At 30.4% G+C, this 16,495-nt stretch carries 9 protein-coding genes; 6 read left to right on the top strand and 3 right to left on the bottom strand.

Features of this window, described 5'->3' with window-relative positions; all coding sequences use genetic code 11:
* Positions 1–37: 37 nt before the first annotated feature.
* The 6 genes from rbfA to FVIR_RS01160 all read left to right on the top strand — a co-directional run bounded on the left by rbfA (position 38) and on the right by FVIR_RS01160 (position 8,000).
* Entirely contained in the window at positions 38–394 is a 357-nt protein-coding gene (gene rbfA / locus FVIR_RS01185) for a 30S ribosome-binding factor RbfA (protein WP_067497901.1), read from the top strand.
* 71 nt (positions 395–465) lie between these two features.
* Complete coding sequence (gene truB, locus FVIR_RS01180; protein ID WP_067497897.1) at positions 466–1,407, top strand: tRNA pseudouridine(55) synthase TruB; 942 nt, start codon at positions 466–468, stop codon at positions 1,405–1,407.
* A gap of 119 nt (positions 1,408–1,526) precedes the next feature.
* Positions 1,527–1,796 carry a 30S ribosomal protein S15 gene (gene rpsO, locus FVIR_RS01175; protein WP_067497894.1) on the top strand — a complete coding sequence of 90 codons (270 nt, stop codon included), beginning with the start codon at positions 1,527–1,529 and terminating at the stop codon, positions 1,794–1,796.
* A 257-nt stretch (positions 1,797–2,053) separates the two neighbouring features.
* Positions 2,054–4,144 (top strand): polyribonucleotide nucleotidyltransferase, encoded by a 2,091-nt coding sequence (pnp, locus tag FVIR_RS01170; RefSeq protein ID WP_067497892.1) that lies wholly within the window; start codon positions 2,054–2,056, stop codon positions 4,142–4,144.
* A gap of 935 nt (positions 4,145–5,079) precedes the next feature.
* Positions 5,080–6,888: a DEAD/DEAH family ATP-dependent RNA helicase gene (locus FVIR_RS01165; RefSeq protein WP_067497889.1), complete on the top strand. Its 1,809-nt coding sequence runs from the start codon at positions 5,080–5,082 to the stop codon at positions 6,886–6,888.
* Between the two features lie 695 nt (positions 6,889–7,583).
* On the top strand, positions 7,584–8,000 hold the full coding sequence (locus tag FVIR_RS01160; protein WP_067497886.1) for a DNA polymerase III subunit psi: 417 nt from the start codon (positions 7,584–7,586) through the stop codon (positions 7,998–8,000).
* Between the two features lie 3,098 nt (positions 8,001–11,098).
* On the opposite strand, the gene dnaJ is transcribed toward FVIR_RS01160, so the two are convergent.
* The 3 genes from dnaJ to rpsT form a co-directional block, all read right to left on the bottom strand.
* The gene (dnaJ, locus tag FVIR_RS01155; protein WP_067498637.1) at positions 11,099–12,238 is read right to left on the bottom strand and encodes a molecular chaperone DnaJ; all 1,140 of its coding nucleotides are present in this window, start codon (positions 12,236–12,238) and stop codon (positions 11,099–11,101) included.
* A gap of 115 nt (positions 12,239–12,353) precedes the next feature.
* Entirely contained in the window at positions 12,354–14,267 is a 1,914-nt protein-coding gene (gene dnaK, locus FVIR_RS01150; RefSeq protein WP_067497883.1) for a molecular chaperone DnaK, read from the bottom strand.
* A gap of 1,010 nt (positions 14,268–15,277) precedes the next feature.
* Complete coding sequence (gene rpsT / locus FVIR_RS01145; RefSeq protein WP_067497880.1) at positions 15,278–15,541, bottom strand: 30S ribosomal protein S20; 264 nt, start codon at positions 15,539–15,541, stop codon at positions 15,278–15,280.
* Positions 15,542–16,495: the final 954 nt, after the last annotated feature.

Here is a 16,495-nt window from a genome sequence, read left to right as displayed (position 1 = left end):
AAAGAAGAAAAAAGTTATTCTTATTTAGAAAATTACTATGACCAAAAAATATAGTCGAATCCAACGTGTCTCTCAGACAATACAAAGAGAAATTGCCATAATTTTGCAGAACGAAATAAAAGATCCCCGTATCGGCATAGTGACAGTATCAGGCATACAAATATCACGTGATTTATCTTATGCGAAAGTATTCGTTACCTTTTTAAATAAAAATAATACTGAGCAGAAAAAAACCAGTATCCAGACATTACAAAATGCTGTAGGTTTTATCCGTAGCCTACTTGGCAAAGCTATACACTTGCGTATTATACCTAAATTAACTTTCGTTTATGATAATTCACTGCTAGAAGGCATACATATATCTAATCTTATTAATCAAGCTATAAAAAAATAATCGTTTATATCTAGTTAAAAGTACTTCAATATATAAGATATATAATGAAATATAGCGAGGATAAAAACTTGATGGGTCGTCAAAATCGCTATGGTCGTAATATTAATGGTATTATCTTGATAGATAAACCGTTCGGTATATCATCAAACGACCTATTACAAAAGATAAAATGGTTATTTCGAGCTAATAAAGCTGGGCACACTGGTGCACTAGATCCCTTAGCAACTGGCGTGCTGCCAATCTGTCTCGGTGAAGCAACAAAATTTTCACAATATTTGCTCGATGCTGACAAACGTTATCGGGTTACTGCTAAACTTGGCGAACGCACTGATACCTCCGATTCTGAAGGACATACGATTAGCATCCGTCCAGTATCGCTGGATAAGATGCGTCTTGAAACAACACTGAACTCTTTTCGAGGTAAAAGTAGTCAAATTCCATCTATGTTTTCTGCTCTAAAACATCAAGGATATCCATTATATAAGTATGCTAGAAAAGGTATTACGATAAAACGTAAGATACGTTCTATCTACGTCTATGATTTACAGTTACACTATTGGGATTTAACGAAGATAGAACTGGAAATTCATTGTTCTAAAGGTACCTATATTCGCACTATTATTGATGATTTAGGTGAACGTCTCGGCTGTGGTGCACATGTAACGGCTCTTAGTAGATTAAGAGTTGCTCACTACTCTACTAAAGATATTATAACACTTAAAACGTTACAGAATATCTCTTCCAACGCGCCTGAAGCTCCAACCACCCTAGCAAAATTAGATTCTTTTTTGTTGCCTATAGATAGTGCAGTAGCAGATATGCCAGTGGTTAATTTACCACTTGATCTCGCTACACGAGTATATATGGGACAAACTGTAACGGTTACAGCACAACCAAAAACTGGTTTAGTACGTTTAACAAAAGGAGATACTAAACAATTTTTTGGTATTGGTAAAATTGTTGTACTAAACCGAATAACACCGTATCGACTAATATCAAAATCACACATTTAATCATATAATAATCTTGCGATCAGCACAATCTAAGAGTACAATAAATCACTAATATGGAATTAGTGAATACACTAAATATTGATATTTGTTTTTTTTCACAATCATTTTGGAGTGTTATGATGTCTCTAAGTGTTTCAGAGAAGATGAAAATTATTTCCGATTTCAGATATAATGATAAAGATAGCGCTTCTGCTGAAGTTCAGGTTGCTCTTTTAACCGCTCAGATTAGTCATTTACAAGGACATTTTGCAGAACATAAAAAAGATCATCATAGCCGACGTGGTCTTTTACGTATGGTTTCACGACGTCGTAAGTTACTTAACTATTTAAAAGGAAAAGATATAGTACGTTATACAAGTCTTATCGAACGATTGTGTTTACGTCATTAAACTTAGCCAGTTTCATAAGAAAAAAGGGGGGTCATATAAGGCCCCTTTCTTCTAAAGAATCTTTATCCCTAGATAAGTTTTATCAATCTTGGTGATTAGCGTTAATTAGATTTTTCGGTTTCTAAAATTTGTATAACTAATAATATATCTATATGAATAAATATATTATTAGTCGAAAAAATTCGATGAAAAAGTTTTTAATCAACAATTTGTGTGGTTTAATTTAAATTATCACACGTTTTTAAAAGGAAATTATTTTGTTAAATCCGATTGTTCGCACGTTTCAATACGGTCAACATACTATTACGTTGGAAACTGGTATGATGGCTCGTCAGGCGACTGCCGCAGTCATGGTAAGCATGGATGATACAGCAGTATTTGTGACTGTTGTATGCGCTAAACAAGAAAAACCCGAACAGAGTTTTTTTCCACTAACAATTAATTATCAAGAACGAACCTATGCTGCTGGTCGTTTCCCTGGTGGTTTTTTTCGCCGTGAAGGTCGAATGAGTGAAAGTGAAACATTGATTTCTCGCTTGATTGATCGTCCTATTCGTCCACTGTTTCCTTTAGGTTTTTTAAATGAAGTTCAGATTGTTGCTACCGTTGTCTCAGTTAATCCACAAATTAGTTCTGATATAGTAGCGATGATTGGCGCTTCCGCTGTACTAAGTCTATCTGGCATTCCGTTTAGTGGTCCTATAGGAGCTGCACGTGTTGGCTATATCAATAATCAATATGTTCTTAATCCAACTCAATCTGAATTGATGACAAGCTGTTTGGATATGGTTGTTTCCGGTACTAAAAACGCTGTATTAATGGTGGAGTCTGAAGCGCGTCTACTAAGCGAAGATCAAATGCTTGGTGCTGTAGTATATGGACACGAACAGCAACAGATCGTAATCGATAATATAAATCAATTAGTAACTGAAGCTGGTAAGCCAAGATGGCAGTGGAAAGCAAAGAATATTAATATTGATTTAAAATCACGTATTTCTGAATTAGCAGAAATACGTCTCGGTAATGCTTATCGCATCACTGAAAAACAAGAACGCTATGCTACGATTGAAGCTATAAAATCTGATATTATTGAAATTTTAACTAGTCATAATAACACAATAGATATAGGTGATATAAAGAATATCCTTAGTACGCTTGAACAAAGTATAGTACGTAATCGTATCTTGTGTGGTGAATTACGCATTGATGGTCGGGAAAAAGATATGATTCGTAGTCTAGATGTTCGTACTGGTGTATTACCACGTACTCATGGATCAGCATTATTTACTCGCGGTGAAACCCAAGCACTAGTTACTGTTACCCTTGGTACCGATCGAGATGCACAAAATATTGATGAATTGACGGGTGAACGAATAGATCGCTTTCTATTTCACTATAATTTTCCTCCGTACTGTGTTGGTGAAACCGGAATAATAGGGTTACCAAAGCGTCGTGAAATTGGTCATGGCTATTTAGCAAAACGCGGTGTTTTAGCAGTAATGCCAAAAACAAGCGAGTTCCCGTATACTGTGCGTATTGTATCAGAAATAACTGAATCGAATGGATCTTCCTCAATGGCTTCCGTATGTGGAGCTTCATTAGCACTAATGGATGCAGGAGTACCCATAAAATCAGCCGTTGCTGGTATCGCTATGGGTCTTATAAAGAAAGGTGACAAATTTATTATATTATCAGATATTTTGAGTGATGAAGATTATCTAGGCGATATGGATTTTAAAGTTGCTGGTAGTCGTGAAGGTATAACTGCATTTCAAATGGATATCAAAATTGAAGGTATTACTTGTGAAATTATACGAGTAGCACTGAATCAGGCAAAAGGTGCACGTATGCATATCTTGGACGTTATGGAACGAGCAATCAGCTTACCTCGTGACGATATTTCTGAATTTGCGCCACGTATCCATACTATTAAAATTAGTCCCGATAAGATTAAGAATATAATTGGTAAAGGTGGTTCAGTTATCCGTGCATTGACGGAAGAAACTGGTACAACAATTGAAATCGAAGATGATGGTATCGTGAAAGTAGCAGCAACTAACAGTAATAAAGCCCGTTATGCTATTCGTCGAATCGAAGAAATTACTGCCGAAATTGAAGTAGGTCGCATTTATAATAGTAAAGTAACTCGTATTGTAGATTTTGGTGCCTTCGTTTCTATTAATGGTGGAAAAGAAGGATTAGTGCATATATCCCAGATTGCTGATAAGCGTATAGAAAAAGTAGCTGATTACCTAGAACTAGGTCAAGAAGTTCTGGTTAAAGTCTTAGAACTAGACCGTCAGGGTCGTATTCGCTTAAGCATTAAAGAAGCTACTATTCTCAAATAGGAGAGTATAATCTGTGAAACGAAACAGTTTTTTAGATTATTACTACCATCTTTAACTATTTTCCTTGATAGAAAGCTATTTGGATTACAATAACACAGTGTATTTATATAAATTAGATAAAAAATATTTCTTTAATATTTTTTCTATGGATAATCTCTAACAAGATATAGGAATAGTGGTTAATATAATTAAGATTATGTTCTTTTTGCTCTTTATCTCTTTATAATCAATATTATAATGAGAGTTATATTTTTAAAAAATATAAACTAGCATTAATAAATTAAATTACTATTAATTAAGAAAATCTTGTTATACAAATACGAATTACTATATGGTGATTTTGGATTAAGAGTGTTTGCGTAAGATAATTTTTATAGTTAATGATATCCGATTGATATACGAAAAATTTTTAATTATCTTGATATATGCTGAATTCAGCTAATAAGCATAATGCTGTTTATAAAATATTTGATTCTATATTAGAACTTATTTTGATGTTTAACTTTGTATATTGAAATTACGATTTTTCCATATATTATTTTAATTAACGTTTAATATTATTTAATTCAGATTACCTTGCTATATTAGTAAGTCAATAAATAACACTTCACTCGCTTGTCATTTAAGTAAAACTAACTTCTATTTAAGTAGGTACTATCTAAATATTAAAAATAAGAATATTACTTTAATTTTATTAAAACTAACAATTGTTAATAAGATGCTTAATTTTGTTAAGCATCATTATATATCATTAAATAATCCTTTTAGTAAAAGGAAAAAAATCTATTACAATAAAAATTAAAAATAGCTAATAAAACTTAATATTTTATTTTTTCATCAATCAAATTTTAGCCAGTTTATATTTTATGAAATAAATAAAAATTTCATAATTAGTTATATAGAGTGGCCACTACAAAGGAATGAGGTACGTGTACATGTCTAAAGTAGAAACCTCTTTTGCCGATCTTGGGCTAAAAGCTCCTATTCTTAATGCATTAACTGACCTAGGTTATAAAAAACCCTCTCCAATCCAATCTGCTTGTATTCCGTATCTTTTGTCTGGCTATGATGTATTAGGGATGGCGCAGACCGGTAGCGGTAAAACCGCGGCTTTTTTTCTGCCGCTGTTACACAATATTAAACCTGAACTAGTTGTACCACAGGTATTAATTTTAGTACCGACCCGAGAATTAGCGATACAAGTAGGTGAAGCCTGTACCGATTTTGCTAAGTATATAAAAGATATTAACATAGTTACTCTTTATGGTGGTCAGCGTTATGATTTACAATTACGTGCGTTGCGTCAGGGACCACAGGTTGTAGTTGGCACACCTGGTCGTCTACTTGATCATTTAAAACGAGGTACGCTTATTTTAGCTAGTTTAAGCGGATTAGTACTAGATGAAGCTGATGAAATGTTGCGAATGGGTTTTATCGAAGATGTCGAAAATATTTTTACTCAGATACCAAAGAAGCATCAAACTGCACTATTTTCTGCCACTATGCCAGAAGTTATTCGCCGTATTACTCGTCGATTTATGAATGAACCAAAGGAAGTATGTATTCATTCCAGTATAAATACTCGTCCCGATATTAGCCAGAGCTACTGGATGGTTAAGGGTATTCATAAAAATGAAGCTTTAATACGTTTTTTAGAATCAGAAGATTTCGATGCTGCCATTATTTTTGTGCGTACTAAAAACATGACTCTGGAAGTAGCTGAAATACTTGAACGTAGCGGTTATAATAGCTCTGCCTTAAACGGTGACATGAACCAAGCTCTTCGTGAGAAAACGTTAGACCGTCTTAGAGATGGTCGTCTTGATGTTCTGATTGCTACCGATGTCGCTGCCCGTGGACTAGATGTTGATCGAATCAGCTTAGTAGTAAACTACGATATTCCAATAGATTCTGAATCCTATATACACCGTATCGGTCGTACCGGTCGTGCTGGCCGCGCTGGCCGCGCATTGTTGTTTGTAGAAAATCGAGAACGCCGTCTTCTGCGTAATATTGAGCGAATAATGAAGCTAACAATTCCGGAAGTTTACCTACCAACGCCTGAAGTTTTGAATACACGTCGTTTAGCTAAATTTGCTGCTAATGTGAAAAATCAGTTAGAAAGCAGCGATCTTGATATGTATCGTGCACTGCTAACTAAATTACAACCAGCAGAAAAGCTTGATATGGAAACATTAGCCGCTGTGCTATTAAAAATAGCTCAGGGTGAACGTCCGTTGATTTTATTTTCTGATCCGGTAATTAAGCATCACACACACCGAAATTTGCATGAACGTAACGAACAGCGAGAAAACGTAGAGCGCTCACTTCGTCGTGGAATTCGCGATGTTAGAAAAATGGATCTCTATCGTATTGAAATAGGCCGTAATGATGGAGTAGAAGTTCGTCATATTGTTGGTGCAATCGCTAATGAAGGAGATATCAGAAGTTGTTATATTGGTAATATAAAATTATTTTCCTCACACTCTACAATAGAATTACAGCAAGGTATATCGAGTAAAGTGTTATCTCATTTCACTCATATACGTATTCTGAACAAGCCTATGAATATACATTTTATCGGTAAAGCACAATTACGGGATAATTCGAATACTAGTCGTAGCAATTACAGCAGTAAACATCGCAGCTTCAATAATCGTCGCGAAGGCGATAATAAACGCCGTTTTAGGCATGAAGTCCAATATTTACAATATCACAATAACACTACTGCTTCAGTAAGCTAAGATTATTTAAACATTAATTATAATGAGATGATATATCATATTATAATAATGAATTTAATCTATTGATCTTCAATAGATTAAATGAGAGTTAAATTTTTAGTAAAAATATTACTACCAATAAATTAATAACAAATAGTTAAATTTTGATTACTAGGCTTTTTGTTTATTTGAAATTGTATATTACTTCTATGATAATTAGAAGATTTTGTATTTTTAATTCATATAATGCAATAAATTTTTGAATAAAACGCATCTATCGTTTAGTTACAAAATTTTAGAAAGATTATATATTAAAATATAATCTTTCTATTTCATTTTTTATTTTTCTTTTGAAATTATCTTTGTAAAACTATTAAATAGATTTTAAATGCTTGTATAAGAACAAATATAATTATACGAAGATAATAAGAGTTAACCTGATTAGTACTGCATTAGAGAGGAATTATTAATTCTATTAATCTTTAAATTAGATTAACAATTAAATGCATATACTTTTATTATTACTCATTATCTAAATAATTCTGAATATATTTTATAGTAGCTTATAATTTTATTAGTATAAATTAAAATAAACATACAATAAAATTTTTAATTAATTCCATCTGATATAAGATAATAGAATTCCATCTTTATATTGGATGAAATCATTAAGATAATGATAAAAATTATAGTTATTTAGATTTAGCAGGAAAATAGTGACAATAATAAAACGCAATTGGCAATTAAAACAACTCGGTATAACACAATGGATACTCCGATATCCATCACTGTTATACAGTGAGGTTGCAATTAAGTTATTAGATCATATTCGCTTATTATTAATATCTGACCAGCTACCGCCAATTGATCATCCTTTAATAATCGATGTAGCACGTAGTATGAGACTAACATCATCACAACTTTATGGAGTAAAGCTTGAACACGTAATACTATTACCAGAGAGTATGCGTTGCCATTGTTGGTGTCTTGGATTGAAAATTAATCGCGATTTTTCAGGTATAGTCTTTCATACTCCGCCGATACTAGCACTTTCAGTAGATGCTAATGCAAAACGTAAGTTATGGCGCCAAATAAGTGATTACGAATACCGTATTAATATTCCTATTAGTTAATATAACTGAAAAATAATATATTTAATAAAATAATTATTTATAGAAGTAACTCATCTGATTTTATTAATTATCTTATATAATCGAATTGAAATAAAGTTAAATTCTGATAATATGTACTATTAGTGCGATAGCTTAATATATTGGCTATAGATTCTCAATCTAAGATAATTTTATTATAAAGCAAATAATCTTAAAAATATCATGATTATAGATTTTTTGCTAGATTTATAACTTCCTAAAAACGGAATATTATTAATGATTCTAAAAACTATATAGAACATAAAATTAGAGAATTTTATTTAGATCTTATATTCTTAATATATATTAATTATTTCTCCTTAAAAATCAACTATAAAACAACTTTTATTTTGGTAATATCGAAATATAATATACTTTTAATTATTTTATACTAAACTAATATCAACATAATGATAATGAAATAAAAGTCTAATTTTTAGACAAACGATTTAAAGTACAGTACTGCATGAAAAACCACACTTATAATTAGAATAAGTGACCTTTTATAAAAAATAGAAAAATAGTTTTGTATTCTTATTATTAATTTAAAAATAATAAATTTATGATGATACACTATTATTAGATATATCAAATATATTAAGACTTTTTGGGATAAAATTATATGTTTTTATACTAATAATATTTCTTTCAGGTTTTAGTTATTTCTTAAACAATATCTATTTTTTAGTAAAATATAAAACTTATCTTTATAAAAATAATCTTTATTGTATAATTTTAGAAAAATAGTTAGATAGCTCTAATGCATAGAAGATAATGTATAAAGGTTTATGATTATGTTTAATAACTATTAAATTGATTATATTTTAATAGTTTTTTAAAAAATTTTAATTTTATGTTAGATCAACATATATTGATATATATCAATAGCAAAGAATTTGAGAAAAATACGCTTACTTTTACTATTGATAAATAGTAAAGTTTATTTTTCATAGTTCTTAATATATTAAGTTTTAAACTAACTTAGTAGGATTATATTATTATTTGTTTTATAAGACACATAAAAAATTAATCTCATATTATGTTATACTACTTTGATAAGTTTCAATTTAGTTAAAACTTATAAATAATCCATTATAGAATTTATAACTAGATTAAAGAAGTAAACATAAATTATCATTATCTATAATTATTTTGTAGAAATTACCTTATTAAAAATATTTCTTCGTAATATCAGAAAATAGAGATACGTTAGTGTTATTATCTTAAATTATTTTCTATATAATGAGAAAGTAGCTTCCTACTAAAACTTTTATAGTTATTAATCCATCTGATTTTTTTCAGCTTATTTATTTTTAAATTATAAATTTTTCTAAAAATTAGCCTGAAACAGAACTAAAAATAACATATTCATATTAAAAATAATTTTTGAATTTTGTATTTTAAATTAGCATTCAAAATTAAAATATATCAAAGTTTAAATACTTTGTTTATTGTGTAAGATTTTTTTAAAAATTTTTATTAATAGCAATTACAATATCAATTATGTTATCACCTAGTTTTTAAGCACTGATTTTTAATCATCCATATGGATGAATTAGTCTCTACTATGGGATATAGTATATATGTTTAGCTTCCTCGATTTATATAAATCATATAATTAATGATTTTTGATATTGAATAATCACCTGTGTTAGATATTTCGGAATAATAAGATAAGATATCCACATGTACGATATCGTTATTAACGTAGCTGAATTAAATCTATATATTTAGATATTATATATAATATAGGATTATAGGCATATATATAGAAATTAATAAAATCTATGGCATCGTATCGGATTTTTTATTACACGCATACAGACAATCTTTGCTATATCCGACTATATTCGTATTGGTATACTCTCAAGAAAAACTAAGCGAAAAATTACTTTAAATAATATGATTAAAGTAGTGCGAGAATTAGTCTCGTTGTATTATTTGCAATAAGGTAGTCGTAGTCCAATTATATGTTAAGTATCTTTTTTTCTTTAAAATGAACTTGTCATTTTACTAGTTAACATAACTATATCTCTGATATAAAGATATTGATGTTAAAAGATTTTCATAAAAATAGCGTTCTATAAAATACTAATAATTCTAATATAATATTATACACTATAAATACCCTTAATTTTAGAGTTTTTTATAGTATAGCAAAAGTATATTATAGGTTTATTATTTTTATCAAAAAACCTAGAGTTATTAATTATTATTTTATAATAAATTTTCTTTTTTCATTTTATCGAAAAAAACTCGATATCGTATTCTTTACAGTAAATTATGTTTCGTAATAAAGTTGATGTCGTTTAATAAAACATTTTTTGAAATTTTATTTATAAGATAAAACAGAAATACTACTAATAAATTTAGTAATATTTAATACTATTAATTATAGATAATTTGTTTACATTACTGATTTTATAAAGAAAAATAACCAAAACTGATAGATAGCAATACATTATTATTATAAAACAAGAGCTGGAATTTATCTAATGTATTATTTATTAATAATGTTTATTTAAGAATATATAAAAGCCAATAATAATATATTTATTGGATTGCTAAATATATTAGCATGTGCTGATTATTATAAATTCTAGATTGATATGAATAGTAAACATCTTTTTATATACATATTATTTTTAACACTAATATTTTCATTTTCATACTATATTTCTATTAATTACTTCTAAATCTCCTTACTTTTATAAGCTTTACATATATTAGTAATATAAATATAAATGTTTTTATTTTTGATTTTATTAATTTATTTAATCATTAAATAATGAACTTATTAGCAGAATAGTAAATATTTATATAAAATATATATATATGATATGCAATTCTAAAAGAATTAAAAAAAGTAAACTGCTTATCAACTATTAAAAATAAAGAAAAAATAAAATTATTAATCAATATTATTAAACGTTAATAGAAATACTACATAATTACAGATATCATCACTGATGATATCACCACATATATTTTTGATTTTAATAAAAAATATCTAAAGTAATACAGGTAAGAAAAAATTATCAGAAACCAAGAAAAATAATATAAGATAAACTGAGTTTAGATTAACATGTTAAATCATGAAAGAATTTTTTTACACCATCGAGAAAATTTTTTAAACGCGGACTATTCTGATTTCCGTTAGGTCCACTAAAACTTTCTTCCAGTTTTCTTAATAGCTGTTTTTGAGATTCGTTGAGTTTTACGGGTGTTTCTACTACCACTCGACAAAGTAAATCTCCTCGCAATCCATTACGTACCGATTTTATTCCTTTACCACGCATTCGGAAAAGTTTACCGGTTTGTGTTTCTGATGGAATTTTTAGCTTCACTAAGCCGTCAAGTGTAGGAACTTCAATCTCACCTCCTAATGTAGCAATAGCAAAGTTTGTAGGTACTTCACAGTACAGATTATTTTCTTTTCGTTCAAAAATAGAATGTTTACGAACTTGAATTTGTACATATAAATCCCCTGCAATGGCTCCATACTTATTTTTTTCTCCTTCGCCAGATAAACGAACACGATCGCCAGTATCCACTCCAGATGGGATTTTTACCGATAGAGTTTTATATTTTTCTAACTGACCATGACCCTGACATTTATTACAAGGATCTTTAATAACTGTGCCTCTTCCCTGACACATAGGACACGTTTGCTGAACTGTAAAGAAGCCTTGACGCATTTGAACTTGACCTTGGCCATGACAAGTTGAGCATGTAATTGCTGACATTCCTGACTTTACACCACTTCCATTACATAAATTACATTTCTCAAGCGTTGGAAGACGAATTTCGCGTGTTACGCCACGAACTGCCTCCTCAAGGGAAAGTTCTATATCATATCGTAAATCTGCACCTCGACTAGTGCGTTGACGCTGGCTTCCACTAAAAATATCGCCAAATACATCACCAAAGATATCACTAAAATCCGTACTACTAGCCCCTCCACTACTGAAACCATTATTACCTACACCGCCCTGTTCAAAGGCAGCATGACCATATTGGTCATAATAAGAGCGTTTTTGTGCATCAGTAAGTACTTCATAAGCTTCTTTAATCTCTTTAAATTTTGCTTCGGCTTTAGTATTTCCTGGATTTCGATCTGGATGGAATTTCATTGCTAAGCGTTTATATGCCTTTTTAATTTCACGCTCTTCCGCATCTCGGGAAACACCTAAAATCTCATAGTAGTCTGATTTCACCATCATTATCTCTTCCTGACCTCAACTTTACACAAGCGTAAAATTTACTTAACACAAGTGTTTTTCCTGCAACAGTAATGGAAAATGACATTTCCATTACTGTGCTGATCAAGGGTAACTATTTTTTATCTTTAACTTCTTCAAATTCAGCATCGACAACATCATCGCTTGCCTTAGCACTTACATCTTCCGTATTGCTTTTACTTGCTGCTTGTGCTTGCTGTTTAGCTGCTTCAAGCAGTTTTTCCGATACCTGAATAAGCGTTTGCATTTTAGCTTCGATATCAGTTTTATCCTCACTTTTCATGGCGGTGTCTAGATCTTTTAGTGCATTTTCAATAGCAATTTTATCATCAGATGATAATTTATCAGTTGTATCTTCTAATTGCTTACGTGTGCTATGAAGCAAATGATCAGCTTGATTACGAACTTGAACTAATTCTTCAAACTTACGGTCAGACTCAATATTTGCCTCTGCTTCTTTTACCATCTTCTGGATTTCCTCTTCATTCAGACCTGACGAAGCTTTGATGGTGATCTTTTGTTCTCGGCCATTTTTTTTATCTTTAGCAGAGACGTGTAGAATACCATCAGCGTCAATATCAAATGTCACTTCAATCTGTGGTATACCACGCATGGCTGGAGATATACCATCTAAATTAAACTGGCCTAAAGACTTATTGTCGATAGAGCGCTTACGTTCTCCCTGGAGAACATGGATAGTTACAGCAGATTGATTATCTTCTGCAGTAGAGAACACTTGACTGTGTTTGGTAGGAATGGTAGTATTTTTTGAAATTAATGGTGTCATCACACCACCCATTGTTTCGATACCTAATGATAAAGGAGTAACATCAAGCAGCAATACATCTTTTACATTTCCAGTTAGTACACCGCCTTGTACTGCAGCACCGATAGCTACTGCTTCATCTGGATTAACATCTTTACGTGGTTCTTTGCTAAAGAAATCGGTGACTTTTTTCTGAACTAATGGCATTCGTGTCTGACCACCAACTAAAATAACATCTTTAATATCAGAAACTGATAAACCTGCATCCTTAAGAGCTACTTTTAGTGGTTCAAGTGTACGATTAACTAAATCCTCTACTAATGATTCTAGTTTCGCTCGAGTCACTTTGAGGTTCATATGCTTAGGACCGGAACCATCGGCTGTAATATACGGTAAGTTGACATCTGTTTGTTGAGCAGAAGATAGTTCAATCTTAGCTTTTTCAGCTGCTTCTTTCAAGCGTTGCATAGCAAGTGGATCATTGCGTAAATCGATACCCTGATCTTTCTTAAATTCGTCTACAAGATAATTAATAAGACGGCTATCAAAATCTTCACCACCTAGATGGGTATCACCATTAGTTGCTAAAACTTCAAAAGTTTTTTCACCCTCAACACTATCAATTTCGATAATTGAAATGTCAAAAGTACCACCACCTAGATCATAAACCGAGATAATCCGATTACCGGTTTCTTTGTCTAAACCATAAGCTAACGCGGCTGCAGTCGGCTCATTGATAATACGCTTAACATCTAAACCAGCGATACGACCAGCGTCCTTAGTTGCTTGCCGTTGTGTATCGTTAAAATAAGCTGGTACTGTAATGACTGCTTCGGTAACTGATTCACCTAGATAATCTTCAGCGGTCTTCTTCATTTTTTTAAGAATTTCAGCGGAAATCTGTGGCGGTGCGATTTTTTGACCTTTGATTTCAAGCCAGGCATCGCCATTATCAGCTGCAATAATTTTATATGGCATAATATTAACATCACGCTGTACTTCTTCATCCTGGTAACGACGGCCAATAAGACGCTTTATGGCGAATAAAGTGTTCTTCGGATTAGTGACGGACTGACGTTTAGCCGGTTGGCCAACCAAAATTTCACCATCCTGTGTATAAGCAATGATGGAAGGAGTTGTACGATCGCCTTCGCTATTCTCAAGTACGCGAGGTTTGCTACCTTCGATAAGTGCAATGCAGGAGTTGGTTGTACCTAAGTCGATACCAATGATTCTTCCCATCTAAACATCCCCATTAAAGTTCAAGTTCGTTGTGGTTGTAAACCTGATATATGGCTGAAAACTAACTTTTAAGCTTTCACTGCCTAACAATTTAATAGGTTTAACAACGTTGTATGCAATAAAGATGGGGTCACGCCATCTTCCATCAAGGGGTAATAGCAAAAAAAACAGCTCTAATACTTTATAACATCGTGTATTTATAATAAAAATAAAAAATTGAAATAGCTAATATATTGAATTAATTTGAATAATTAATTAACTTTAATTTAATTAATAGATAATAAAATTCACTTCTAAAAAAGTTTTAGAAGATAAATTTAATTTGATTAATGTAAAGAAGCAATTATATAGAAATAAATTGGTTAATAATACAAGTGAACGTTAAGACGCAATAATCTTATGCGAGCAGATACCATAGCTACTACGTAGCTATGGTATCTGCTATTTTTATTTAAGAAAAAACAGTACTATTCAAAATAAATACTACTATGTTAAAAATTAGGCGAGTAAGCAATATCGATATTCTTATCTATTTTATGAGAACTTAAACAGCAATTTGCAAGATAGGAATTTTCATACCTAAATTTTTATAAAAATTACCATTTATCGAACTAACAGAATAGCTAAAAATAAAAAATAAATTTAATAAACATTAAGAAAAACAGTCGAATAGACTAGCAAATTTTCTCTGTATGTAAATAGATAAAAAATTAATGTATAAAGCACGAATAACGTTTAACTAAAAACTTAGACAACAAAAATCTCACTATTTATGAATAAAGCAATGATATTTATTCTGAATAGATCAGAAAAATATAAAAACTAGCTGATATTCATAAAATATCTGCCATATTGGTAATAACCTAAAACATTCTGCTAATAAAAGTTAATATTATGTAAAAACCTAATAATTTTTATAGCAAATTCACTTTTGAATTAGGGTTACGAACATAAATATAATAAAAATCAATTATAACCAATAATACTAAAGAAATATAATTTAATAGTAATTATTGCATAGCTTTAATTTGTGCAGTTAAGTTTGATTTATGACGTGCTGCCTTATTTTTATGAATTAACCCTTTATTGACTTGACGATCAATAATTTTTTGCATAGCAATAAACGAATTCCATGCGGCTTTTTTATCACCAATAGAAATAGCAGTGTATACCTTTTTTATAAAAGTACGCACCATAGAGCGACGACTTGCATTATGCTGACGACGCTTCTCAGATTGTACGGCACGTTTTTTAGCTGATTTAATATTAGCCAAGTTCTAACTCCTAGACTTATTTTATAACTTAATTAAAATTAAGGAATTATTCTTGTTAGATTTTCTTATGTCAATAATTTTGTTTGAATAAGCAGCAACGAAATGTACGATTTTTTATTATGACTATGGTGTTATTAATTTTTATCAGTTATCATCGATAAGAATATAGTTTATATAGTTTTTCAAGCGAAAAAGATACAATTTCTATTATATAAATCTTTATACTATTCACTATGATACTAGTGTTACCTATTTCTTTTAAGAACTATAACTAAGAGTTTATATGCTTAATCTAAGCAAAAGCGTAATCTATGAGTTAAAATTTTACGCATATTAAACCTAATATAAAACTTATTCATATCATATATGATTTATGACTACTTTACCATTTATGTATGTTAATCATTTGAAATCTCAACGGATTTTACTGAAATATCAGACTTTTATTTTATGTTTGCAAACAGAAAGTTTCTGCTACAGTTTTCTTATATATAGTAATAATTTTCAAATCTTAGTTATAGGATTGTTTTGCAGGTGATTTTTCGCTATTACAGCTAATTTAAATATAACAAAATAAAATTATTATCTAAACTTAAGCCGGAATTAACTCAAGGATATGAATTACCTTTTTCATTACTAACTTAAAATGTATTTATTAATGAAGTAATCCTTCTATTTATAGAACACTAGTGTAAGATCATCCAACTGAGATAGTAATACTATTAAAGCATCCATGTTGTCTATCCAACTTTGTAGCGAACTGTGATATTTTAGGATTAATTACTGTTTCCCGAATACCAATTTACTACTCAGAGAACTAAAAACATCGATAGCACTATAAATGATATTTATGCGATATAAATCCTACAGCCTTTCTAATCTACTTCTGTCAGTTATCGAAAATTTAGTACTAGTCTTATGGTTAGTAATTTACAACATCGGTTTGAATTATGT

It is taken from the genome of Candidatus Gullanella endobia, assembly GCF_900048035.1.
GTDB lineage: Bacteria > Pseudomonadota > Gammaproteobacteria > Enterobacterales > Enterobacteriaceae > Gullanella > Gullanella endobia.
This window is presented reverse-complemented; position numbering and strand designations above follow the sequence as displayed.

Coding starts and splice junctions, on each gene's coding strand:
- dnaK (WP_067497883.1), bottom strand. CDS start 14,267: ATGGGAAGAATCATTGGTATCGACTTAGGTACAACCAACTCCTGCATT.
- dnaJ (WP_067498637.1), bottom strand. CDS start 12,238: ATGGTGAAATCAGACTACTATGAGATTTTAGGTGTTTCCCGAGATGCG.
- rbfA (WP_067497901.1), top strand. CDS start 38: ATGACCAAAAAATATAGTCGAATCCAACGTGTCTCTCAGACAATACAA.
- FVIR_RS01165 (WP_067497889.1), top strand. CDS start 5,080: ATGTCTAAAGTAGAAACCTCTTTTGCCGATCTTGGGCTAAAAGCTCCT.
- rpsO (WP_067497894.1), top strand. CDS start 1,527: ATGTCTCTAAGTGTTTCAGAGAAGATGAAAATTATTTCCGATTTCAGA.
- truB (WP_067497897.1), top strand. CDS start 466: ATGGGTCGTCAAAATCGCTATGGTCGTAATATTAATGGTATTATCTTG.